Raw genomic sequence first — 21,885 nt, 5'->3', positions numbered from 1 at the left:
TTATCTAATTAAATTTGTGTCTCTAATATCATTCATTTTAATTCTCAAAATGAAATACTAAAGAAACTTATTTCACAACATATGACTCTTTATCCAAAAATATTATCAGTCCCAGGTATCGGTCCTATTAATGGAGCGACTATTCTAGGCGAAACAGGCGATATTAGCAGGTTCACTGACAAACACAAATATACATCTCTTTTCGGTATTGAACCTATTGTTCATGAATCCGGAAAATACAAACGTAAACGTACTCGAATTTCTAAACGTGGTAGTAAATATTTGCGAACTGCCATCTATAGTGCCGCTAGGATCGCTTGTGTTAGTCCTAAAACTAGAGATAATAAGTTTAAACGCAAATACATTCATATGATGACTAAAGGCAATAAACATCACTCAACAATCATTTTCGCTATAGCCAAAAACATGGTTCATTCTATTTACAAAATTCTTAAAACAGATACTTTTTATAACGATCTCTTATAATTAATCACCCATTATTTAACTTAGGGTTCTTTAACCTTTTTTAAGTATGTTCAAATATCATAATTTTAATTATTTATAATTTTTACTTGATTTTTGTATAGCTAGCTCCTAAATTTGCATTATTGGAATAAAAACAAAAACAAACAATAAAGCGATAATCAATATAAGTACAGCGTGAATCACAAATTGAATTCTAAACAATTTTCTGACATCTGTGGTAATACCATTGTGATTTAAAAACAAAGACTTTTTCCACAACCACAATTGTAACATAGATATAAGGATAACCACAAGACCTAAAACCATGACCAAGAAATTAAGTCGATGATAATACATCGAAATAACTTGAATCATCATTAATACAGCTGGAAAGAAAACCAATAAGGAGTAAAAAATGCTAGCCAATAAAGCTTCAAAAATAAGTTCTTTACCAACTTCTTCTTTTAGTGACTTCCATAAAGTAAAATATTTATTCATGATTATCAAGTCCTTCTAGATAGACTATGGCTTCATCAATAGAGGCTACAGGAATTAACCAACCTTCTGGGTCAATACCGTATTCTTCACATGCAGCTAAAGCTTCTAAGTAGTTATGTGAACTATATCTTTCATCAATAGCAGGAATAAAAAACATGTCCACTTTATTGACATAAGCCGTCGCTATTTTTTGTTTAATACCGCCTACATAACCAACAGTTCCATCATAACGAATGGTCCCAGTACCAGCAATCTTATATCCCTTTGTAATATCTTCTTTTACCAACATATTATAGATGGATAAGGTTTGTAGTAATCCCCCTGATGGACCACCAATATTTGAATCTTTTTCAATATATTTAGGATATATATCAGCTTGATCTACCAAATAATAATTGCTAAACAATAAATAATTTTCTTCAATATCAACTTTTCTTAATTGAACTTGATAGACTTCTTCTCCCTTGAAATTAAAAGTATACCATTGATCATCCGACATAGCATTTCTAAGTTTCGTATAATCTTCAATGATGATATCTTCATCACCAATCATGGAAATAAATTCATGACCTAAGCCAATATCGTTATAATTAGATAAAGAAGCTTCTTTACCACGAATCAAGGTCACCAAGCGATAAGAATTTTCAGTAAATATAATATCTTCATTAACCTGGCTAGCTTTAATGTAAGCAACGATAACCGCCGCATCAACACTAGTTACTTTTTGCATATAGGATATATCTCTTAATTCGCTGTCAGTATAATGTCTATAACTTTCTGGTATGATATTGACTTGATTATATTTGGAAAAATCACTAATGATGAACTGAAAGATAGAAGGTCTTGTAAAAGATACAATATAAGTTGAAGATAAAGAACCTTTAATTTCATCCACAGGATAATCCACTTGAATCAATTGATCAACTTCGGATATACCACCTGGAGCTTGAATCTCATAGTCTATGCGATAAACCATTAAAAAAATAAAAATTAAATAAGGTATAATTAATAGCCTAATACTAGGCCATAAAAAACTACTTAGTTTCTTCATGATTGATTTTAACTTTATAATTTTTTAATGGTCGATATTGAATTTTAGCCATATCGAAAAGTTTCTTACTGGCCTTAGTCATGTCTAAATCAGGATATTTATCTTCAAGGTAAACAACTTCTTTAATCCCAGATTGAATAATAAGTTTTGCACACTCATTACATGGGAATAGGGTCACATAAATTCTAGAATCTAATAAATCTGTACTTGAATTAAGAATAGCATTTGCTTCTGCATGAACTACATAAGCATACTTAGTATCTAAAAATTCTCCTTCTCTTTCCCAAGGCAATTCATCATCCGAACAACCAATAGGAAAACCATTATAACCAATACCTACGATATGGTTTCTCTCATTAACTATGCAAGCGCCAACTTGAGATGTATCATCTTTCGATCTTTTCGAAGACAAATCAGCGACACCCATAAAATAGTCATCCCATTTTAAATAGTTTTGTCTCTTCATGGTATCAACTCCAGTTTCTTAATTTTGAATCTTGCTAATCTTAGCTAAATTAATATGACAATAACCACCTGGATTCTTTTGTAAATAATTTTGGTGGTATTCTTCGCCAGAAGAAAAATCTTCAGCCATTTTTACAGTTGTTACAATTGGTTTTGCATATTTGTCTCTTATTGAATCAATATATTGATTGATTTCTTTGATTTCATTCACATCATAAGCGTAGATACCAGTTCTATAGTTAATTCCAATATCATTGCCTTGACGATTGATTAAGGTTGGATCAATAATATTAAAAAAATGATCTAAAAGTAGTTTTAAGGAACAAACAGCTTCATCATACTCTATATATATGGCTTCTGTATGCCCACTACCATTTAACACATCTTGATAAGTAGGATTCTTTGTCATTCCATCTATATATCCTACGATAGTTTTTTTGACACCTTTTACTTGATCAAAGTAAGCTTGAACTCCCCAAAAACAACCACCAGCTAACACAATTTTTTTCATAATGCATCTCCTTCTAATATTTGATTAATAACATATGAAGCCATCATTAAGCCAGCAGAACTAGGACAAAAGGCTGTAGAACCTAAAATAGTTTTATCAATGACTTGAGCCGGTTTCTCTTCTGAATATACACAGGCTACATCTAAAGACAAACCATGATCTCTAACCAGTTTCCTCACAGACCTTGCTAAAGGACAAACAGAAGTTTTCTTTAAGGTGCTTAAACGAATCATTTCCGGATGAAATTTATTGGCAAAACCCATAGCTAAAATTAAAGGTATTTGCTTTGTTTGACAAGCCTTTACAAGTTCTAACTTACCAGCTACATCATCAATACAATCCAGCACGAAATCAGGCAAAGGATTTAATATAGACAATACATTGTCTTGATTCACTGCTTCATCTATAGCAATGATTTGAATATCTGGATTGATATCTTTAGCTCTTCTAGAAAAAACTTCTACCTTCTTAAGCCCAATAGTTGATGTTTTAGCAATCAACTGACGATTAATATTCGTAATATCAACGATATCATAATCGACTAGAGTAAGTTTTCCTATCCCGCTTCTAACCAAGGCTTCAGCCGCAAATGAACCAACACCACCCAAACCAAAAACTACAATATGCTTGTGCTTTAACATCTCTATTTTATCATGTCCTATTAAATTTTCTAATCGATTAAACAACATTTTTTTCACCTATAAAGAAAGGCTGCTTAAGCAGCCAAATTATCTAGATATATAATCTATCTTAAAATATCTTTTGCCTGTATACATCAAAAGAACAAATAAGAAAGCAGATATAATTACTAATATATTAGCAATATAATTTCTATTTCCACCTAAGTAATCATAAAGAACTACAAAACCAAGTATTGATAAAACATTCATAAAAGATAAAAATACAAACTCTTTCTGATAATGTGTTTTAACAATTTTTTTAAGTTTTCCTCTTTTGATTAACATATATATTGTCCCAATCATTGTGACTAGAACAACCAATGCAATACTTACAAGAATTATGTCATTTTCTTTGTAAAGTAAATGTAAATCAATAGCGTATGAGAATACTAAGAGAACAGGCAATAATATAAGCATCAGCCAATAAAAAACAATATTAAAAATAACGTAATATGAGTATACTTTGTTTTGATGACTTGCCATTATGAGCCCTTAGCTTTTGATAAATTAGCTTCTACATTCTCTTTTCGTAAATCTCTAAAAAATTGATAGAAAACCTTTATAGAAGCAGCCATAGGAGATGCGAAAATCACTCCAAGAGCTCCAAATAAAGATCCGAAGAATAAAATAGACATAATAATTAAAATTGGATGTATTGATAATTGGTGTGACATAATTAAAGGTTGGAATATATTACCTTCAATAAATTGAAGGACAAAATTTACTAAAATGACTAGTAAAGGTCCAGGCCCTGATGTTGACAACATCGAATATATAATTGGAGGTAAAGCTGCAATAATCAAACCAAAATAAGGAATTATATTAGTGATACCAGCCAGCAAACCAAAAACAAAATAATACTTTAATCCAATCAACTTATAGACAATAGTTGCTACTGCACCTAAGACAATCATTAACATCAATTGTCCTCTTAGGTAAGCTCCAACTGTTTCATTAAGTCTAGTCGCTAATTTTGAAGTATTTTTTTCGTATTTTTTAGGTATAATCCCTCGTATAGAATCGCCAATCAACTCATAATCATATAAGTAATATAATAAAAGGATTGGCAATAAGGCCACACTGGTAATTAAAGGAAAAATCCAATTCGAAAGCGACGAAATCAAACCAGGAACAAAAGATTCTAATGTGTCTGAAACAACATTGGATTGATTGATATAATCTGCAATTCGATCATAGATATCCTGGCCAAAAATGAAATCATCTCTTAAATCAGTGGTAATATAAGTCACAATATTAGGAAACTCATTGTTAAAGAAACTTTGAATTTCAGTAATAACTAGAGGCATTAAAAAGTAAAAACCAGCAAATATCGCTCCAAAAGCAAAGATAATAACCAGTGCCAATGAGAAGCCTCTTGGTCCAATACCCTTCTTCTCCAAAAAGCGAATTAAAGGAAACAAAATCAAGGCAAAAATATATGCTAGACCAATTGGAATGATCACTGAACGAATAGCAGAAAACAACCATTGCCAAAAATCATTAAATTGAATAGCAACAAACAAAATTGCAAAACTCAATAAAATGATAACCAAAAACTTTATAAGCCTATTTAATGTTTCATCTGAGATTCTTTTCATGATTCAACCCACATTTCTTTAAGAATCACAACCATCACATGAGCCACAGCCGCCTGAACAACCGCCACCTTTGAGTTGTTTAATAATATAATCATACAAATCATCCACTGCTAAACTCACTTGTTCGCCAGTCTTAGAATGTTTAATCTTTATTTTACCTTCTTTAGCTTCTTCATCCCCATAAATTATATAATATTCAGCATTTAATCTATCAGCTTGTTTAAATTGAGCCTTTAAACTACGATTTAAAAAATCGTAATCTACCAATAAACCACCCAATCTTAAATCTTGGATAATCTTTAAACCACCATTTTCAAAAATATCACCTAGAGAAATAAAATAAGCATGTATGCCTTCAAGATCATTAAATAAAGGTGAATTTTCTAAAGCTAACAAAAGTCTTTCAGCCCCAAAAGCAAAGCCAACTGCAGGCGTATCAGGACCACCTAATTCTTCAATTAAATGGTTGTATCTTCCACCTCCAACTAAGGTTGCTTGAGAACCAAGTTGACTTGAAGTTGACTGAATTTCAAAAACAGTATGGGTGTAATAATCTAAGCCCCTGACAAGATTACCATCAACTTCAAAATCAAGGTCCAAAGCTTTTAAACCTTGGAGCACATAATCAAAATGATATTGGGCTTTTTCACTAAGATAATCTATTGGTTTAGGAGCGTTTTTTATAATTTCATGGTCTTGATCAACTTTACAATCAAGGACACGCAAAGGATTCTCTTCATGTCTTCTTTGACAATCATGACACAATTCATGAACATGTGGATCAAGATATGACTTTAAAACATCTAAATATTTTTCTTTAGACGCTTTATCACCCAATGAATTAATTTTAACGATGGTATCTTCTATACCTAAAGCTTTAAGATAAGTTAAGGCAAAATTAATAATTTCTACATCAACCAAGGGTGATGAAGAACCCATAATTTCTGCCCCAAACTGATGAAATTGTCTTTGACGACCTTTTTGAGGTTGTTCATACCTAAACATTGGTCCAAAATAATAAAGCTTTAAGGGTTGAGAGGGATCTGCATACATTTTATTCTCAATTAAAGCACGGACAACAGGTGCAGTGCCTTCTGGTCTTAAAGTGTTAGAACGTTTTCCCCTATCAAGAAAATCATATGTTTCTTTTCTTACGATATCACTACTTTCACCTACAGAACGGTGAAACAATTCAGAAGCTTCAAAAATAGGTGTCCTAATTTCTTTAAAATTAAAGATTTTTGCGACTTTTCGCATTACATCTTCAATTTGGTGCCATTTTCTACTCTCTTCAGGTAATATATCGTAGGTACCTTTGATTCTTCTAATCATTGTTGTTCCTTTCTAAAAAAATCGTCCTAAAAAGGACGATTCATTCTATTCAAAATAATCGTCACTGACAGTATTTACCACATAATCTACTAAATCTTTAACAGTTCTCATATCTTGAGCTGCTTCATCTTCAATAGTAATAAGAAACTCACTATCAATTTGATTAAATAACTCTAGTGCATCTAATGAATCAACACCAAAATCTTCAGCAAGACCAGCATCCAATGATACGATTTCTGGTTTAACACCTAATTCTTGTACAATCATTTCTTTGATTTTATTGAACACGATTTCTCTTTTTTCCATAATATCCTCCAATAATAGTTATATAAATTATTATATTAAATTTAAGTGATTCAGTCAAATGATTATTGACTTGTATCTATGATTAATGTCACTGGTCCATCATTAATCAACGAAACTTCCATATGTTCACCAAATACACCTTCTTTTACAAGCAAATCATGGGACCTCAAATAATCATTAAATAAAGCATACATAGTCTTTGCATGTTCAAATTTCATTGCTTGAGTAAAACCAGGCCTGTTTTGTTTTCTTACATCCCCATATAAAGTAAACTGAGAAATAGAAAGTATTTGACCTTTGATCTGATGAATATTTAAATTCATCAAACCCGTGTCATCAGAAAATATTCTTAGCTTACTAATCTTTAAAGCCATATTTTTTATCGTATCTTCATCATCACCATTTCTTAAACCAACCAAAAGCAAAAATCCATATTCAATTTGACTGACTACATGATTATTCACAGAAACTGATGCCTGCTTAACCCTCTGTACAACAACTCTCATGCGCCAACCCTCTCTATTGAGTAAACACCTTTAACTTTTTGCATATTGATAATTAAATTTTCAAGTTCCGACACCGAACCGATTTCAATCTTAGTAGTAATAATACCTTGTTTTAAATCATTGGTCTGGGCTGATACTTGTACGATTTTACCTTTTGAAGATGTTGAAGCGTTGATGATTTCAGCTAGAATATTGTCTCTATTCTCAACATATATTCTTAAACTAGTTAAATACTTTTTAGATAAGTCATCCCCCCAATATACATCAAGAAAACGATTCTCATCATAGGTATCCAAGTTATGGCAATTATCCCTATGAACCATAATTCCATAAGACTTAGATACATAACCTACAATCTTATCACCATAAATAGGTTTACAACAGTTGGCCAATTTAATTGAAGGTTTATCTAAACCTTCAACAATAACATTAATATCTGAATGGACATAACGCTTTTTCTTTTGATCATCCAGTTTATTATATTTTTCAAGAAGTTCTTCTTCAGTAACTTCAGGTTTTCCAACCAAGACATTAACGACATTAATTGCAGATAAAACACCCTTACCTATTTCATAATACAAGTCTTCTTCTGTTTCTATATGTCTTGAAGTGAAATTTTTTAAAACTATTTTATCATCAATACTTAATTCGATATGACGACTTTTTACTTCTTTTTCAAAATCGTTTTTACCTTTTTCAACAAGAAAATCTCTTTTTTGTCTGTTTAAGAAATTCTTGATTTTACTACGAGCGTTTGATGTTTTAGCCAAATTAAGCCAGTTTTCATTAGGTCCAACTGCATTCTTTGATGTTTTAATCTCAACTAAATCACCTGTTTTTAATTGGTAATCCAAAGGTCTAATTTTACCATTAACAATTGCGCCAACAGTTTTTTCACCTACTTTAGTATGGATTCTAAAGGCAAAATCTAAAGGTGTTGCTCCAGCAGCTAAGTCGATAATATCGCCCTTAGGCGTAAAAACATAAACATTGGCATTTAAAATATCACCAGTAAATATATCAAGTATTTCCTCTTCAGAATCAGATTCTTCAGTATATTTAATTAACTCAGAATACCATCTTAATTTAGATGACATGATGGTTTCAATATCTTTACGGTTAGATTTCCTACCAGTTGTTTCTTTATAAGCCCAATGAGCAGCTACCCCTTTTTCAGCAATATCATCCATTTCCTGAGTCCTAATTTGAATCTCATAGATTTTACCATTGCTGACAACAGTGGTATGTAAAGATTGATACATATTTGGTTTAGGCATGGCTATATAATCTTTAAATCTTCCAGGTACAGGCATAAATTTTGAATGAACAATTCCAATAGCCCTATAACAATCACTAACTGTTTCAACAACAATTCTTAAAGCCAATAAATCATGAATTTCATCAAAATCAATTTTCTTATTTTTCATCTTTATATAGACAGAATGAATATTCTTTATACGACCTTTAATCTCAAACTTAAAACCTTCAGCCTTCAAAAGATTGGTAAGTGATTCTTCCATCCTAAAGACATCAGCTTCTCTAGAACCTTTTTTCTCCCTCAATTTTTTAGCAATTTCTTGATAATCATAAGGATATAAATATTTAAAAGCTAAATCTTCTAACTCAGCCTTTAAACGATACATACCTAATCGATGGGCAATTGGCACAAAAATATCCAAAGTTTCCCTAGATATTCTTGTCTGTTTTTCATCATTCAAAAAAGCAAGCGTACGCATATTATTTAGTCTATCAGCCAATTTAACTAAGATAACTCGAATATCTTTAGCCATGGCTAAAATCATTTTTTGATGATTCTTAGCTTGTTGAAGAACTTTAGAATTTTGATATTGTAACTGTTTTAACTTAGTTAAACCCTCAACAATATCAGCTATTTCTTCACCAAACTCATTTTTGATCTCTTCATAAGTTGTATCAGTATCTTCTAATATATCATGCAATAAACCAGCTACAATTGTGTTAGGATCAACCTCATACTCAGCCAAAGTAATGGCCACATCACGAGGATGAATAATATAAGGTTCTCCTGATTTGCGACGCTGATCTCCATGTTTTTGTAAGGCATAGTCAAAAGCGCTTCTTATTAACTTAAGATGCTTAGATTTAGATAGATACTTTGACAGAGCATCTGCCAATGGTTTGTAATAATCAACTTGTGTCAAGGCAAAGCCTCCTAATATTTTAATAATACTTTAATTGGATACTTATCTAATTTATTTCTTGCATTTAAATCAACTAACTCAATGATGAATCCTAAACCAACAACCTGACCACCAGCTTCTTCTACCAACTTGATGGTAGCTTCAAGAGTACCCCCAGTTGCTAATAAATCATCCATAATAACAACCTTATCCCCTTTTACAATAGCATCTTTATGCATTGATAAAGAATTAGAGCCATACTCTAAATCATAATCATAAGAATAGGTTTCCCTTGGTAACTTACCAGGCTTTCTAATAGGAACAAAAGGAATAGCCATGGCGTAAGCCACTGGAGCACCAACTATAAAGCCCCTTGCATCTGGACCTACAATTTTATTAGCTTGCTTTTCTTTAGCAAAATCAACAAATTCATCAATACAAGCTTTAAAGGCTTGTCCATCACCAATTAAAGGTGTAATATCTTTAAATTGAATCCCTTCAACAGGAAAATTAGGTACATTTTTAATATATTTACTATAATCCATTTTTATCCTCCAAATAAGTCTTTATTTTATCTTGGCTTGTAAGATACAACCAATCAATAGTTTTTTTCTTTTCTAATACATCCAAGTACGTTTGACTTTCACTTAAGTCTTTTTTAGAACTTTCTTGAATATTATATAGACCATTCTTCTCAATGGCAAAGCCCAATTCTAAAAAGATTTTAATTAAAGTATCACTTACCCATTCTTGTTGATCAACTAATTTCATTATATCAAATTTACTAAAATCTGATAATCTTTTTAATTTAATATACAAGTTAGCCATTTGATTTCTATCAAGTAAATAGTTAAAATTGATTTTTAATTGTTTTGGAAACAAAGCATAAGACTTTGAACCATGCATTAAATTTTTTAGATGACTTGTCATTAAAACAACTTGATCATTAAGATAGGTAAAGTCAGGTAGAATATTATCTTGAACCTTACTAATATTTAAGGATCTACGATAATCTAATACTTGAAAATGATCACAACTTAAATCAGATATCATCACTTGAATACTTTCTTTATTTCGATACCGATTGATTGTCAAACCACCAACCACATCGATAACATCACCTTCGTTTAAAGAATAAAAATAAGAGAGTTGATTAAACTTAACCGCATCAAAACTTTGATGATTAGATTCTAAAAGAAGTTTAACATGATTTTGACCAATAATCTGTTTGCGAATAACTCTAAGATTTCTCATTAAAAACAAGGCAGTATGAAAAGATTTCTCTTGAAGTTCTTGAATGGTATCTTTAGAAACTTGATCTAATACCACTTCCATATCGATATCTAAAACAGGCTCGGATTCTTTGATATCTAAAGAATTCAACTTTTGTCTAAACTCATCAATATTAGATAATTTTAACTGCATACCCGCTGCTTGATGATGACCCCCAAACCTATCTAACAAATCTTCAGTTTGAGTTAACATTTTTAAAATTGAAACTTGTCCAAATGAACGGGCTGAACCTTTAGCTATATCATCTTCAATCGTCAAAACAATGGTTGGTTTTTGATATTTTTCTGAAATTCTTTGAGCACAAATACCTATTACACCTTCATGAAATTTTTCAGAAACTAAAACCAAAACTTGATCTTCATGATTGATTAAACTTTCAGCGATTTTAAAAGAAGTTTCAGTATGTTTCTTTCTTACCACATGATTTTCTTCTATTTTTAGAATAAGCTCATTTGCCTGTCTTAAATCACTAGTAATTAATAATTCTATAGCAGTTTCTGCTTGATTCATTCTCCCAGAACTATTAATTTTTGGAGCGATTTGAAAAGCTATAGCAGTTTGATTAATTATATCTAAATCACTATAAGATAAAATTTTGCTTAAACCCAAATTTCGTGTGTGTTTGAGTTGCTCTAAACCAATATTGACCATGGCTTGATTTTCATCCTCTAAAGGCATTAAATCAGCAATTGTACCTATCATGGCTAAGTCGGTTAAGTCTTGAGGAAATTCACCTTTAAGTGCCCATGCTAATTTAAAGGCAACCATACAACCAGATATTTCTTTAAAAGGATATTGATCAGACACTTTTGTATGCAAAATCGCATAAGCCTTTGGTAAATACTCCTTGAGTTGATGGTGATCAGTCACAATGACATCGACCTTGTGATTTTGTAGATACTCTACTTCATCTATAGATGTAATACCATTGTCTACAGTAATCACTAAAGAATATTGACCAACCCACTCTTTAACCAAATCAAGATTTAAGCCATAACCATCTTCAAAACGATTTGGCACCTGATAGTAAACGCTCGCATCTAAGTCTTTCAACGCCCTATATAATATGGCTACTGAAGTAATTCCATCACAATCATAGTCACCAAAAATTAATATATTTTCATCTTTGCTAATGGCTAAATTAATTCTATCAATAGCCACTTGCATTTGTGAAAACAAGAATGGACTATGAAGAGATTCAACCCCCATTGAAAAGAATGCTTCATGATCATGAATATCTCTATTTTGATTGATCATTTTAAAGATGTCTTGGTCTTTTACAATACCATCTATTTGTTTATTCCATAAATATTTACTTTTAATCAAAATAGACCTCCAAATAATGAGACAACCATATTTACTCTTCATCACCTAGATATAGTTTTAGTTGTCCTTCTATATCATAATTTTCTATCATCTTAACCCACTTTGCGCCTCGACCCTTACCTAAAGACCTAATTTTGTCTTCTTCTTGAAGCCTTTGTAATGTTCTATTGATGGTAGAATCGGATACATGTGGATACTTCTTACGTATATCTTTTTTTGAAAAAGTTTCAGGCATTTTCAAAATAATATTTTCAACAAAATCTGTTTTTAAAAGAGTACTTTCATTATCAAATTCAAATTCTCTAGCCAAATCTTTTAAATCATCATACATACTTTGATATATCTTAATTATAAAATGAGTCATTGGCATCACATCCGCTAAGCCCTCTTCCCACTGAAAAGAAGATTGATGTAACAACTTAAAATAAAGATTTTTCTTTGTTTGAAACTTTGGAAAAAAACCAATAAAATGAGATACTCTTAAATCATTTTCTATCATAAGAATATAGAAAATTAATGTACCTATAATTTCATTATATTTAAAGTCAAAAATTTTCATATTAACAAAATCGATCATAAAATTAAGATATAGGAAAATAGGCTCAATTACCTTTTCTTTTTCTATCTTTTCAAGATCATCTATGTATTTATCTAGAACTTCTCTTAAAGAAAGAGTTTGACTATCTAAAAGTGATCTCTTTTTTACAAATTTACGATATTTAGGTATTTCCATGACATCAGTAAAAATATAAGAAATTAATTCCCTAATCTCTACAGAATTCAAATGAAAGCGTTCATAAGACTGATAATGTATTTTTCTAAAAACAAGCAATATATTTTTAAACAATTGTTCAGAACGATTGCTGGCTACAGAAGACTCTAGAGTTAAAGCCTGTAAACGATGATTAGAAATAACCTTGAAATCCGGCAAAAACAAAGCATAAAATGCTTTGGCATTATCTTCTGCAGTCTTGTGTTTATAATAATCAAGATTTTTTGAAAAATGAACATCATAGTAATCATTCATCCCCATAGACTTATATAATTGAGTCATTTTAATAAAAACATCATGAGGAATCGATGTTGCTTTTATATTTTTAATACAATTCATAAGTCACCTCATTTACTCAAATAAAATCTCCATTAGTCTATCAATAAATGTATCTTGTAAATTTGGGTAATTACTTTGATAAAAATCTATATTTGTTGCTTGACTTAAAGTGATAAGATTGGCTAGATTATCGTCAAACATTATAGAAGAGCTGGCCACTATATAAGATGAAAAATCATCTTCTTGAGACTCTTGTATATTTCCAACGATAGAACCACTTACACCCAAAGTATCGTCATCAATATTCATTGATTCAATATAGACCAAATTATCACTTGCAACCTTTAGCCAATAGTCACCCACTAAAGTTCCCATCAAGTATTCTCCACCAGTAAGTTGAGTATTTAATCGAACAAAATTATTACTTACATCAGTATTTTGACTATAACCAATTAAACCACCCAAGCTGAGTACATCAGTTTCATCAAAGTCAAAAGAAATATCAACTATATTTTCATAAACCAAAAGATAGTCAATTGATAAAGATGGATTCTCTTGCTCAAAACCATATAAAAATTGTTGTCCAATTAAGCCACCTACCAAGGATGAAACTTGAGAAATTACTGAAATAGATGTGTCTAAAACTTCATTTTGATAAGTTTTAGTATTATGACTTTTACCTAACAAACCGCCAACATAAGCAATCTCTGAATCCAACACTTTAATGGTGCCACTGGCTTGATTAAGATATACTTCATTAGGTTTAAATTCACCAGAAACAATCGTCTTTTGTGCTAACTTTTGTTGATTTCCAATCAACAAACCAGCATAAACATTAAATCCATTAGCAGATAAGGTCATTTGCCCATCGACTGAAACATGATGAATACTACCCAAACTCATACCAGCTAAACCACCAGCATTTATTATAAAGTCGTCAGAAATTTGGAAATCAAATCCAATAATATTTAAGTTATAGACATCTCCTTCAAGATATCCAAATAAACCATTAAAACTATGGTTTTCAGTGATTACAAAATTTGATATGGTATGATTATTTCCATTAAAATGCCCTAAGAATGGTTGACTTAAAGTTCCTATAGGTATCCATTCTTCACCACCTAAATCAATATCAGCAATCAGTTGGTATGACTTATTCATTTCAATATTTTTTAACTCATCCACAGTAGAAATTTCAATGAAGTTAAGATAATCAACTTCTTGAGTAGATGGTTGCAAATCAGGTAAAAAGTTACAGCCAGTTAATAACAATGCTGACAACATCATCATAAATCCAAATATTTTTTTCATTCTTTATCTCCTATTAAAACAGTTTTTGTTGAATGATGTTTTCATCATCATCTTCATCTTCTTCTATATCTTCTGGATCACTATCTTTTGATATCGATATGATCTTTTCAAGTTCACTAATAACATCCTCAGAGTTTTGATCATCTTCATCTTCAACTTGCTCAGCCAAACTCAACAATAAATCATTAGACTCATTGTAACGATCAATATCAATCCTTAGCATTTGAGGTTGATCTTCTTTTTCTAAAGTAGGAATACCATTTTCATAACGATCTGGTTTAATCTCTTCACCTTGAATTACAAGATCCTTAACTTTACCAATCACATGTAAGGTAATAAATGATTTTAATCTAAATATGTTTTCTGAAGCAATTGAAACAACTTCATATGGATTTGATTTGATGAGTTTAAAATATCGTTTTCCCTTGGCTGGCCTATGAGATACATCAATATTGGCTGTAAATTCTCGTTTTAAACCACCTCTATTGGTAAGCATTAAAATCTCATCTTTATTGATCTTAGTTGCAAACTTAGCACCAACCAATTTATCTTTTCTTAGATTAATACCTTTAACACCCTTTGCCATCAAAGATTGAACAGGTATCTCTTCAATATCATATTTAACCACATAACCATTCTTACTAACCATGACTACATAAGTATCATAAGCTTCTTGCAAGTCAATAGAAACCAAGGGATTAATGGTTGAAGAAGCTAAGACATTAAAAGTTTTGTTAATTCTTGTTTTATTAAAATCACTTAGTAAAACCCGTTTAATCGAACCGTCTTGATTTGCGACTAAAACAAATCTTTCTTCATCAAATTCATCAACCACTATATAGTCAATGACTTTTTCTTTATTATCTAAAGCAGCAAAATTCCCGATATAGTCACCCATATCTTTCCATTTAGCATCCATAATTTTATGAACAGGTAATTGGATAAAATTACCTAAATTAGTAAATAATAACAAGGTTGACCGTGTGTTAACTTCGCCTTTTTTTAGGACTACATCATTTTCTTTTAAACCAGTAGCTCCTTGTGTAGCTTGGTATGACTTTAATGAAGAACGCTTAATATACCCATCTCTAGATATGACTACCATAACATTTTCATTTTCTATTAACTCTTGTTCATCAATTTCTATTTTCTTTATTTCATCTTTAATTACAGATAAACGAGGACTAGGGTATTTGTCCATGAGTTCTTTTATTTCAGAAATAATAACATTTTCTAAATCATGTTCGTTATTTAAAATTTTAATTAGTTTCTTAATCTCTTTAGACAATTGAACAGATTCATTTTCCATTTCACTTACATCCGTTGAAGATAAACGATATAATCTTAAAGAAACAATCGCATCTGCTTGTTCACTTGTAAAAGAAAATCTTTCAATTAAATTAGTTTCAGCATCTTTTTTTCCAGACGACTGACGAATGATACGAATAACCTCATCTAAAACACTGACCATTTTTAAGAAACCTAAAACTATATGTTTTCTTTTTTCTAACCTTTGTAACTCATAATTAGATCGATTCCTTATCACTTCTTTTTGATGAAGTATGTATTCATTTAATATTTCATCAAGAGATAATAACCTAGGACTTCTTTGGCTAATAGCAACCATATTATAATTATAGTTTTTTGATAAATCAGTATTCTTTAAAAGATATGCCAATATAACATCGCTAGCAATATCTTTTTTTAGTTTGATTTCAATGCGAATACCTTCTCTATCAGAAATATCATTAACTTCGACGATACCATCAATTTTCTTTTTCAAAGCAATTTCACTAATTTTTCTAACTAATTCAGCCTTATTGACTTCATAAGGTATTTCAGTAACGATTAATTCAGTTTCATTAACTTCAACCTTAGAGCGAATAACAATTTTTCCTTTACCAGTCTTGAAAGCTTTTTCAATTTCATCTCTTCCTTCAACAATACCCCCAGTAGGAAAATCAGGACCCTTTATAAATTTCATAAGGTCAGCTAAGCTACAGTCTTTATGTTCAATCTTATAAATAATGGCTTCTAAGACTTCATTTAAATTATGGGGTGGAATATTGGTCGCATAACCTGTGGCCATACCTGTTCCACCATTAACCAATAGATTAGGAAATTTAGCAGGCAATACAACTGGTTCCAATTCATAATCATCAAAGTTTGGTATGAAATTTACCGTTTTCTTGTCTATATCCTGCAATAAAGCCTCAGAAAACACCGTTAATCTCGCTTCAGTATACCTCATAGCCGCTGCAGGGTCATTGTCAATAGAACCATTGTTACCATGCATTTCAATTAGACGATTTCTCATCTTCCAATCTTGAGACATTCTTACCATGGCTTCATAAACAGAAGAATCTCCATGAGGATGGTATTTACCAATCACCTCACCAACAATTCTTGCTGATTTTTTAAAAGCTTTAGTGGATCCCATTCCTAATTCGTTCATAGCGAATAAAATCCTTCGTTGAACTGGTTTTAAACCATCTCTAACATCAGGTAAAGCACGATCTTGAATAATATACTTAGAGTATCTTCCAAATCTTTCACCAACAATTTCTTCTAAATTCATTGGAATAATATTTTCTATATATGCATCTAATTTCTTTTTAACTGATTTTGCCATATTATTCCTCCTCAATTAAAAAATCGTCTTCAATAGCAAAAGAGACGTTATTGTCAATCCATTCTTTTCTCGGTTCTACATCATCACCCATTAATACTGAAATTCTTTGGTCTGCTTCAGCTAAACTATCAATAGAAACTTGTATTAAAGACCTACTTTCAGGGTTCATAGTTGTTTCCCAAAGTTGGGTAGAGTTCATTTCACCTAAACCTTTATATCTTTGAATAGAATAATTTTTAAATTTTTTACTAATGATTTCTCTATCTTCTTCAGTCCAAGCATATTCATATTTTTTTGATGAATTAGCTGTGATTTTATATAAAGGAGGTAAAGCTATGTACAATTTACCAGCTTCAATGAGTTCTGGCATATATCTAAAGAAAAATGTGATGAGTAATACTTGGATATGCGCTCCATCTGTATCAGCATCTGTCATAATTATGACTTTATTATAGTTAGATTTTTTTACTTGGAAATCACTACCTATTCCAGCACCAATAGTTGAAATAATGGTAGATATTTCTTCATTTTTAAATACATCTTCCATTTTTTGTTTTTCAGCATTAATGACTTTACCCCTTAAAGGTAATATAGCTTGAAAAGACCTATCTCTTCCCTGCTTAGCAGAGCCACCAGCTGAATCACCTTCAACTAAAAATAATTCCTTAATTGAAGCATCTTTTGAAGAAGCAGGCGCTAACTTCCCAGATAATATAGTGTCTTTTTTCTTAATTTTTTTAACCAATCTAGCATCTTCTCTTGCTTTTCTAGCAGCCTCCCAAGCATTTCTAGCCTTAATGGCTTTTGATACTAATTCTTGAGATGTTTGTGGGTTTTCCATTAAGAAAGCTGATACCTTGTCATAAACCACTGTTTCAACGGCAGCTCTAGCCTCATTGGTCCCCAATTTATTTTTAGTTTGACCTTCAAATTGCAATAAATACTCAGGAATTCTTACTGAAACAATTGCTGTCATACCCTCTCTAACGTGGGTACCTTCCAAAGACGTGTCTCTTTCTTTAATAAGAGACATCTTTCGACCATACTCATTAAATGCTTTAGTAAAGGCTGACTTGAACCCAGTTTCATGGGTTCCACCATCTTTTGTTCTTACATTGTTAACAAAAGATACCAAATTTTCAGAAAATGATTTGGTATACTGAAAAGATACTTCTACTTCAATATCATTGTTTAAACCAGAGAAATAAACGGCCTTATGTAAGGCACCCTTACCTTTATTCATGTATTCGATATATTCTCTAATACCCTTGTTGTATTGGAAAATTTCACTCGTTTTACTGCGGTGATCAATGACCTCCATTTTTAAACCTTTGATTAAAAAAGCATTTTCTCTGACTCGTTCTTCTATCATTTTATAATTGAACAAAGTTGTTGAAAAAATAGTTTGATCAGGTTTAAACCACACTTCAGTTCCAGTTTTCTTAGTTACACCAACTTCAGTTAGTAATTGAACCGGTTTTCCCCCAGCCTCAAATCTCATTTGATAAATGATACCATCTCTATAAACAGATACTTCTAAGAACTCAGACAAAGCATTGACTACTGAAGCACCAACCCCATGTAATCCACCAGATACTTTATATGCCCCATCGCCAGAAAACTTTCCACCAGCATGCAACTTAGTAAAAATCAACTCAACACCTGTCAAGCCAGAATCATGCATATCTACAGGCATACCACGACCATTATCAGAAACTCTAATTGAATTATCTTCATTGATTTCAACTTTTATGTATGTTCCGTAGCCAGCCAAAGCCTCATCGATTGAATTATCTATAATTTCCCATACCAAATGATGCAAACCTCTCGTATCTGTAGAACCAATATACATGGCGGGTCTTTTTCTAACGGCTTCTAAGCCCTCTAATATTTGTAAAGATTTAGCATTATATGTATTATTACTCATTAAAATAGCTCCTTTTTGCTCTATTCTTTATTATATCAAATTTTAATAGGAATTTCTTTATTTTTCTAGATTTTTTTGGTATAATCATTATCAATAAAGAGAGGTTAACATGGAATACATTTTTTTAGTCCTTGCTTATGTCATTGGATCAATTCCTTTTTCATATATTTTCGGAAAAAAACTTAAAAATAAAGATTTAAGAAAACATGGAAGTGGCAATTTAGGGACGACAAATGCCTTTAGGGTTTTAGGAAACGCTATCGGAATTTTAGTTTTAGTACTTGATATTACCAAAGCTGGAATTTTAGTATTAATCATTAAATACAACCCAGAAATATTTGGAATCACCATGTTGCATCCAATGTTTTATGGTTTAGCTTCAGTGGTAGGACACATCTTCCCTGTCTGGATGAAATTTAAAGGTGGAAAAGGTGTTGCATCATCCTTTGGTATTATCATCGCTTATGCCCCATGGGTAGGATTATCACTCATACCATTTTTCCTATTTATTACTTATATTTCTAAATACATTTCATTAGCATCAACATCAACAGCTTTATCAACTTTCATTATTGCTTTTATATTATATTTTGATGGAATGAATCCTTACTATGATTTAGAATTCTTAATTGTTGTTGCTGCTGCTTCTACTCTAATATTCATTAAGCACAAACAAAATTTTATTAGATTACTCAATAACAATGAAAATAAAACCTATTTATTTAAATCAAAGAAAAAAATATGATCTCCTAAGTTGGAGATCATTTTTTTATTGACCTTGTTTCATTGAAGCCATAACTTGTCTCACTTGTTTCTCAGAAGGTTTTCTTCCCATTTGAGACATCATAGCTCTAATCATTTTTTCATTAATAGGTGGATTCTTTTCTAGGTACTTCTTAAAGTATGCTCTAGATAGGAAAAATCCAACAACCAATCCTACGATTAATGCAACAACAATTAATACGATTGCTAACCATAATTCCATAATAATATCAACTCCTTTAAATACCATAATCATTGTATCAAAAGTCACTTAATTATTCAAGGCATTATCATTGGCAAATAATGAATTGTTTAAAAATATGTGTCTGTCACTTTATATTCATTTTAAGTAACAGTCGTTATAATTTTTCAAATTTCTTGTTTACAAAAGACCCATTCATTGTTAAAATAGATATGTCAAAGATTCTTAAGGAGGATATGATTATGCCAAGATTTATTTTAGATACTTGTATTGCCTGTGGGACATGTAAAGAAAACTGTCCTGTAGATTGCATCGAAGAAGGAGATATCTACGTTATCGACGAAGATGCTTGCATCGATTGCGGAGTATGCGAAGCTAATTGTCCAGTAGATTGCATCATTACAAAATAATTATGTAAACAAAAAAACAGCGATTATTCGCTGTTTTTTTTATCGACTAAAAAATGAAGATAAATTTCTTAAAGAATCGATTAATACTTGATCTTCACCAACATTAAGTTCTTTAAAGATTGAATCAATCATTTGTTCATGAAATAAATCATGTTTTCTTAAAACTAACTTTGCATCCTCTGTTAATTTAATTAATACTTTTCTTCTATCATTGACATCTTTTTCACGAATAACATATTTTTTTTGATATAGGGTATTGATAGCTATGGTTAAAGAACCAACAGTAATATGCAATTTTTTAGCTATATTTGACATCGAAGGTTCTTCTACTTTTTCAATAGCTTCTAAAACGTGAATTTCATTCATAGATAGCTTAACACTTTTTTCTTTCATAAACTCAGCTTCTATAATTAAAATACGATTAAAAATATCAACTAAAAGTTCATTAACAATCTTTTTTGCATCATTTTGACTATCGTTCAATATACCCGACCCCCATAGTACCTGGACCTGCATGTGTACCTACAACTGGTGTTAAAGGAACCAATTGAACATCACGCACCCCATGGCTTTCTAATTCTTTTTTAAAATCTTCCATTTCTAGTTGATTATTTGTATAAACAACAAAAGTCATCACATCTTTACCTTCTGTTTCTTTAACAAATCTTTCAATTAGGAGTTTTCTAGCTTTTTTAGTAGTTCTAATTTTATCGACAGTTTTAACTTTACCTTCATCATTGACTTCTAATAAAGGTTTTAGTTTTAATAAAGATCCTATTGCTCCAGCAACATTAGATAAACGACCATTTTTCACTAAATATTTAAGAGTATCAACAGTTATATAAATATGATTGTGATCTCTGATATAATCAAGTCTCTCAATGATTTCTTCGATTGACTTACCTTGATTAGCCATCTCTTGAGCTTGTAAAGCCATATATGCTTGAACATATGAAACTGATTTAGAATCGTAGACAATAACATTTGTGTCAATCATTTTAGCTGCTAAAACAGCATTTTGATAGGTACCACTCAATTCTTTAGATATGGTAATAATCAACAACTGATCATAACCTTTAGCATGCATTTCTTCATACATTTCTAGAATATTACCTGTACTAGTTTGTGCAGTAGAAATGTTTAAATCTGGATTTTCATTTAATCTTGAATAAAAAACATCGCTACTTATTTCAACAAAATCTTCAAATTCTTCTTTTTCAATAATTAAATGTGATCTAAAAATTCTAATCTCTTTATCTCTTTCTAAATAATCAATACCTGAGTTACCGTCAACAGCAATACCTATTTTCATAATATACCTTCCTTTGAATATCAAACAGTTTGAATTTCAAAACTTATATTATCATATTCTATAATGGAATGCAAGAGAAAAAGGCTTG

General features: G+C 30.9%; 23 protein-coding genes. 3 read left to right on the top strand and 20 right to left on the bottom strand.

What is annotated here, in order from left to right:
- Positions 1–81: 81 nt before the first annotated feature.
- Positions 82–486, top strand: coding sequence for a transposase (locus HF295_RS01465; RefSeq protein ID WP_312032074.1), 405 nt, complete (start codon positions 82–84; stop codon positions 484–486).
- A gap of 108 nt (positions 487–594) precedes the next feature.
- Here the strand turns inward: HF295_RS01465 and HF295_RS01460 are convergent, their stop codons facing one another.
- The 17 genes from HF295_RS01460 to parE form a co-directional block, all read right to left on the bottom strand.
- Positions 595–963: a hypothetical protein gene (locus HF295_RS01460; RefSeq protein ID WP_312032073.1), complete on the bottom strand. Its 369-nt coding sequence runs from the start codon at positions 961–963 to the stop codon at positions 595–597.
- On the bottom strand, positions 956–2,014 hold the full coding sequence (locus tag HF295_RS01455) for a S16 family serine protease (RefSeq protein ID WP_312032072.1): 1,059 nt from the start codon (positions 2,012–2,014) through the stop codon (positions 956–958). The genes HF295_RS01460 and HF295_RS01455 overlap by 8 nt, the downstream gene beginning before the upstream one ends.
- Positions 1,998–2,480, bottom strand: coding sequence for a deoxycytidylate deaminase (locus HF295_RS01450; RefSeq protein ID WP_312032071.1), 483 nt, complete (start codon positions 2,478–2,480; stop codon positions 1,998–2,000). The genes HF295_RS01455 and HF295_RS01450 overlap by 17 nt, the downstream gene beginning before the upstream one ends.
- A gap of 18 nt (positions 2,481–2,498) precedes the next feature.
- Positions 2,499–2,990: a peptide-methionine (S)-S-oxide reductase MsrA gene (gene msrA, locus HF295_RS01445; protein WP_312032070.1), complete on the bottom strand. Its 492-nt coding sequence runs from the start codon at positions 2,988–2,990 to the stop codon at positions 2,499–2,501.
- Complete coding sequence (locus tag HF295_RS01440) at positions 2,987–3,679, bottom strand: tRNA threonylcarbamoyladenosine dehydratase (RefSeq protein WP_312032069.1); 693 nt, start codon at positions 3,677–3,679, stop codon at positions 2,987–2,989. Before HF295_RS01440 ends, msrA begins: the two co-directional genes overlap by 4 nt.
- A 39-nt stretch (positions 3,680–3,718) precedes the next feature.
- The gene (locus HF295_RS01435; RefSeq protein ID WP_312032068.1) at positions 3,719–4,153 is read right to left on the bottom strand and encodes a hypothetical protein; all 435 of its coding nucleotides are present in this window, start codon (positions 4,151–4,153) and stop codon (positions 3,719–3,721) included.
- Positions 4,153–5,268 carry an AI-2E family transporter gene (locus HF295_RS01430; RefSeq protein ID WP_312032067.1) on the bottom strand — a complete coding sequence of 372 codons (1,116 nt, stop codon included), beginning with the start codon at positions 5,266–5,268 and terminating at the stop codon, positions 4,153–4,155. Before HF295_RS01430 ends, HF295_RS01435 begins: the two co-directional genes overlap by 1 nt.
- A gap of 18 nt (positions 5,269–5,286) precedes the next feature.
- The gene (hisS, locus tag HF295_RS01425; protein WP_312032066.1) at positions 5,287–6,600 is read right to left on the bottom strand and encodes a histidine--tRNA ligase; all 1,314 of its coding nucleotides are present in this window, start codon (positions 6,598–6,600) and stop codon (positions 5,287–5,289) included.
- A 45-nt stretch (positions 6,601–6,645) separates the two neighbouring features.
- Entirely contained in the window at positions 6,646–6,906 is a 261-nt protein-coding gene (locus tag HF295_RS01420; protein ID WP_312032065.1) for an acyl carrier protein, read from the bottom strand.
- Positions 6,907–6,968: 62 nt separating this feature from the next.
- Positions 6,969–7,412, bottom strand: coding sequence for a D-aminoacyl-tRNA deacylase (gene dtd, locus HF295_RS01415; RefSeq protein WP_312032064.1), 444 nt, complete (start codon positions 7,410–7,412; stop codon positions 6,969–6,971).
- Positions 7,409–9,592 carry a RelA/SpoT family protein gene (locus HF295_RS01410; protein ID WP_312032063.1) on the bottom strand — a complete coding sequence of 728 codons (2,184 nt, stop codon included), beginning with the start codon at positions 9,590–9,592 and terminating at the stop codon, positions 7,409–7,411. Before HF295_RS01410 ends, dtd begins: the two co-directional genes overlap by 4 nt.
- Positions 9,593–9,603: 11 nt before the next feature.
- Positions 9,604–10,116: an adenine phosphoribosyltransferase gene (locus HF295_RS01405; protein ID WP_312032062.1), complete on the bottom strand. Its 513-nt coding sequence runs from the start codon at positions 10,114–10,116 to the stop codon at positions 9,604–9,606.
- A complete protein-coding gene (recJ, locus tag HF295_RS01400) occupies positions 10,106–12,190 on the bottom strand; it encodes a single-stranded-DNA-specific exonuclease RecJ (RefSeq protein ID WP_312032061.1) in 2,085 nt (694 codons plus the stop codon). Before recJ ends, HF295_RS01405 begins: the two co-directional genes overlap by 11 nt.
- A gap of 31 nt (positions 12,191–12,221) precedes the next feature.
- Complete coding sequence (locus HF295_RS01395) at positions 12,222–13,301, bottom strand: hypothetical protein (RefSeq protein ID WP_312032060.1); 1,080 nt, start codon at positions 13,299–13,301, stop codon at positions 12,222–12,224.
- Positions 13,302–13,313: 12 nt separating this feature from the next.
- The gene (locus HF295_RS01390) at positions 13,314–14,552 is read right to left on the bottom strand and encodes a hypothetical protein (protein WP_312032059.1); all 1,239 of its coding nucleotides are present in this window, start codon (positions 14,550–14,552) and stop codon (positions 13,314–13,316) included.
- Positions 14,553–14,565: 13 nt separating this feature from the next.
- Positions 14,566–17,184 carry a DNA topoisomerase IV subunit A gene (parC, locus tag HF295_RS01385; RefSeq protein WP_312032058.1) on the bottom strand — a complete coding sequence of 873 codons (2,619 nt, stop codon included), beginning with the start codon at positions 17,182–17,184 and terminating at the stop codon, positions 14,566–14,568.
- Position 17,185: 1 nt separating this feature from the next.
- Positions 17,186–19,111, bottom strand: a complete 1,926-nt coding sequence (gene parE, locus HF295_RS01380; protein WP_312032057.1) for a DNA topoisomerase IV subunit B — start codon at positions 19,109–19,111, stop codon at positions 17,186–17,188.
- 109 nt (positions 19,112–19,220) lie between these two features.
- On the opposite strand from parE, the gene plsY reads away from it, so the two are divergent.
- Positions 19,221–19,856 carry a glycerol-3-phosphate 1-O-acyltransferase PlsY gene (gene plsY, locus HF295_RS01375; RefSeq protein ID WP_312032056.1) on the top strand — a complete coding sequence of 212 codons (636 nt, stop codon included), beginning with the start codon at positions 19,221–19,223 and terminating at the stop codon, positions 19,854–19,856.
- Positions 19,857–19,880: 24 nt separating this feature from the next.
- Here plsY and HF295_RS01370 read toward each other — a convergent pair whose 3' ends face one another.
- A complete protein-coding gene (locus HF295_RS01370; RefSeq protein ID WP_312032597.1) occupies positions 19,881–20,096 on the bottom strand; it encodes a YneF family protein in 216 nt (71 codons plus the stop codon).
- Between the two features lie 221 nt (positions 20,097–20,317).
- On the opposite strand from HF295_RS01370, the gene fdxA reads away from it, so the two are divergent.
- Entirely contained in the window at positions 20,318–20,485 is a 168-nt protein-coding gene (fdxA, locus tag HF295_RS01365) for a 4Fe-4S ferredoxin (RefSeq protein WP_312032055.1), read from the top strand.
- 39 nt (positions 20,486–20,524) lie between these two features.
- Here fdxA and HF295_RS01360 read toward each other — a convergent pair whose 3' ends face one another.
- Both HF295_RS01360 and HF295_RS01355 read right to left on the bottom strand, forming a co-directional pair.
- Positions 20,525–20,968 carry a MarR family winged helix-turn-helix transcriptional regulator gene (locus HF295_RS01360; RefSeq protein ID WP_312032054.1) on the bottom strand — a complete coding sequence of 148 codons (444 nt, stop codon included), beginning with the start codon at positions 20,966–20,968 and terminating at the stop codon, positions 20,525–20,527.
- Positions 20,958–21,797 carry a DegV family protein gene (locus tag HF295_RS01355; protein WP_312032053.1) on the bottom strand — a complete coding sequence of 280 codons (840 nt, stop codon included), beginning with the start codon at positions 21,795–21,797 and terminating at the stop codon, positions 20,958–20,960. The genes HF295_RS01360 and HF295_RS01355 overlap by 11 nt, the downstream gene beginning before the upstream one ends.
- Positions 21,798–21,885: the final 88 nt, after the last annotated feature.

Source organism: Hujiaoplasma nucleasis (assembly GCF_013745115.1).
Classification (GTDB): domain Bacteria; phylum Bacillota_I; class Bacilli_A; order Izemoplasmatales; family Hujiaoplasmataceae; genus Hujiaoplasma; species Hujiaoplasma nucleasis.
Note: the sequence above shows the minus strand (reverse complement) of the source record. Positions and strands in the feature narration are given on the sequence as shown.

Excerpts from the sequence above, each read along its gene's own strand:
- plsY (WP_312032056.1), top strand. The coding sequence starts at position 19,221 with ATGGAATACATTTTTTTAGTCCTTGCTTATGTCATTGGATCAATTCCT.
- HF295_RS01390 (WP_312032059.1), bottom strand. The coding sequence starts at position 14,552 with ATGAAAAAAATATTTGGATTTATGATGATGTTGTCAGCATTGTTATTA.
- msrA (WP_312032070.1), bottom strand. The coding sequence starts at position 2,990 with ATGAAAAAAATTGTGTTAGCTGGTGGTTGTTTTTGGGGAGTTCAAGCT.
- HF295_RS01420 (WP_312032065.1), bottom strand. The coding sequence starts at position 6,906 with ATGGAAAAAAGAGAAATCGTGTTCAATAAAATCAAAGAAATGATTGTA.
- fdxA (WP_312032055.1), top strand. The coding sequence starts at position 20,318 with ATGCCAAGATTTATTTTAGATACTTGTATTGCCTGTGGGACATGTAAA.
- hisS (WP_312032066.1), bottom strand. The coding sequence starts at position 6,600 with ATGATTAGAAGAATCAAAGGTACCTACGATATATTACCTGAAGAGAGT.
- HF295_RS01395 (WP_312032060.1), bottom strand. The coding sequence starts at position 13,301 with ATGAATTGTATTAAAAATATAAAAGCAACATCGATTCCTCATGATGTT.
- HF295_RS01430 (WP_312032067.1), bottom strand. The coding sequence starts at position 5,268 with ATGAAAAGAATCTCAGATGAAACATTAAATAGGCTTATAAAGTTTTTG.
- parC (WP_312032058.1), bottom strand. The coding sequence starts at position 17,184 with ATGGCAAAATCAGTTAAAAAGAAATTAGATGCATATATAGAAAATATT.
- HF295_RS01465 (WP_312032074.1), top strand. The coding sequence starts at position 82 with ATGACTCTTTATCCAAAAATATTATCAGTCCCAGGTATCGGTCCTATT.
- dtd (WP_312032064.1), bottom strand. The coding sequence starts at position 7,412 with ATGAGAGTTGTTGTACAGAGGGTTAAGCAGGCATCAGTTTCTGTGAAT.
- HF295_RS01435 (WP_312032068.1), bottom strand. The coding sequence starts at position 4,153 with ATGGCAAGTCATCAAAACAAAGTATACTCATATTACGTTATTTTTAAT.
- HF295_RS01370 (WP_312032597.1), bottom strand. The coding sequence starts at position 20,096 with ATGGAATTATGGTTAGCAATCGTATTAATTGTTGTTGCATTAATCGTA.
- HF295_RS01450 (WP_312032071.1), bottom strand. The coding sequence starts at position 2,480 with ATGAAGAGACAAAACTATTTAAAATGGGATGACTATTTTATGGGTGTC.
- HF295_RS01355 (WP_312032053.1), bottom strand. The coding sequence starts at position 21,797 with ATGAAAATAGGTATTGCTGTTGACGGTAACTCAGGTATTGATTATTTA.
- parE (WP_312032057.1), bottom strand. The coding sequence starts at position 19,111 with ATGAGTAATAATACATATAATGCTAAATCTTTACAAATATTAGAGGGC.
- HF295_RS01405 (WP_312032062.1), bottom strand. The coding sequence starts at position 10,116 with ATGGATTATAGTAAATATATTAAAAATGTACCTAATTTTCCTGTTGAA.
- HF295_RS01455 (WP_312032072.1), bottom strand. The coding sequence starts at position 2,014 with ATGAAGAAACTAAGTAGTTTTTTATGGCCTAGTATTAGGCTATTAATT.
- HF295_RS01460 (WP_312032073.1), bottom strand. The coding sequence starts at position 963 with ATGAATAAATATTTTACTTTATGGAAGTCACTAAAAGAAGAAGTTGGT.
- HF295_RS01440 (WP_312032069.1), bottom strand. The coding sequence starts at position 3,679 with ATGTTGTTTAATCGATTAGAAAATTTAATAGGACATGATAAAATAGAG.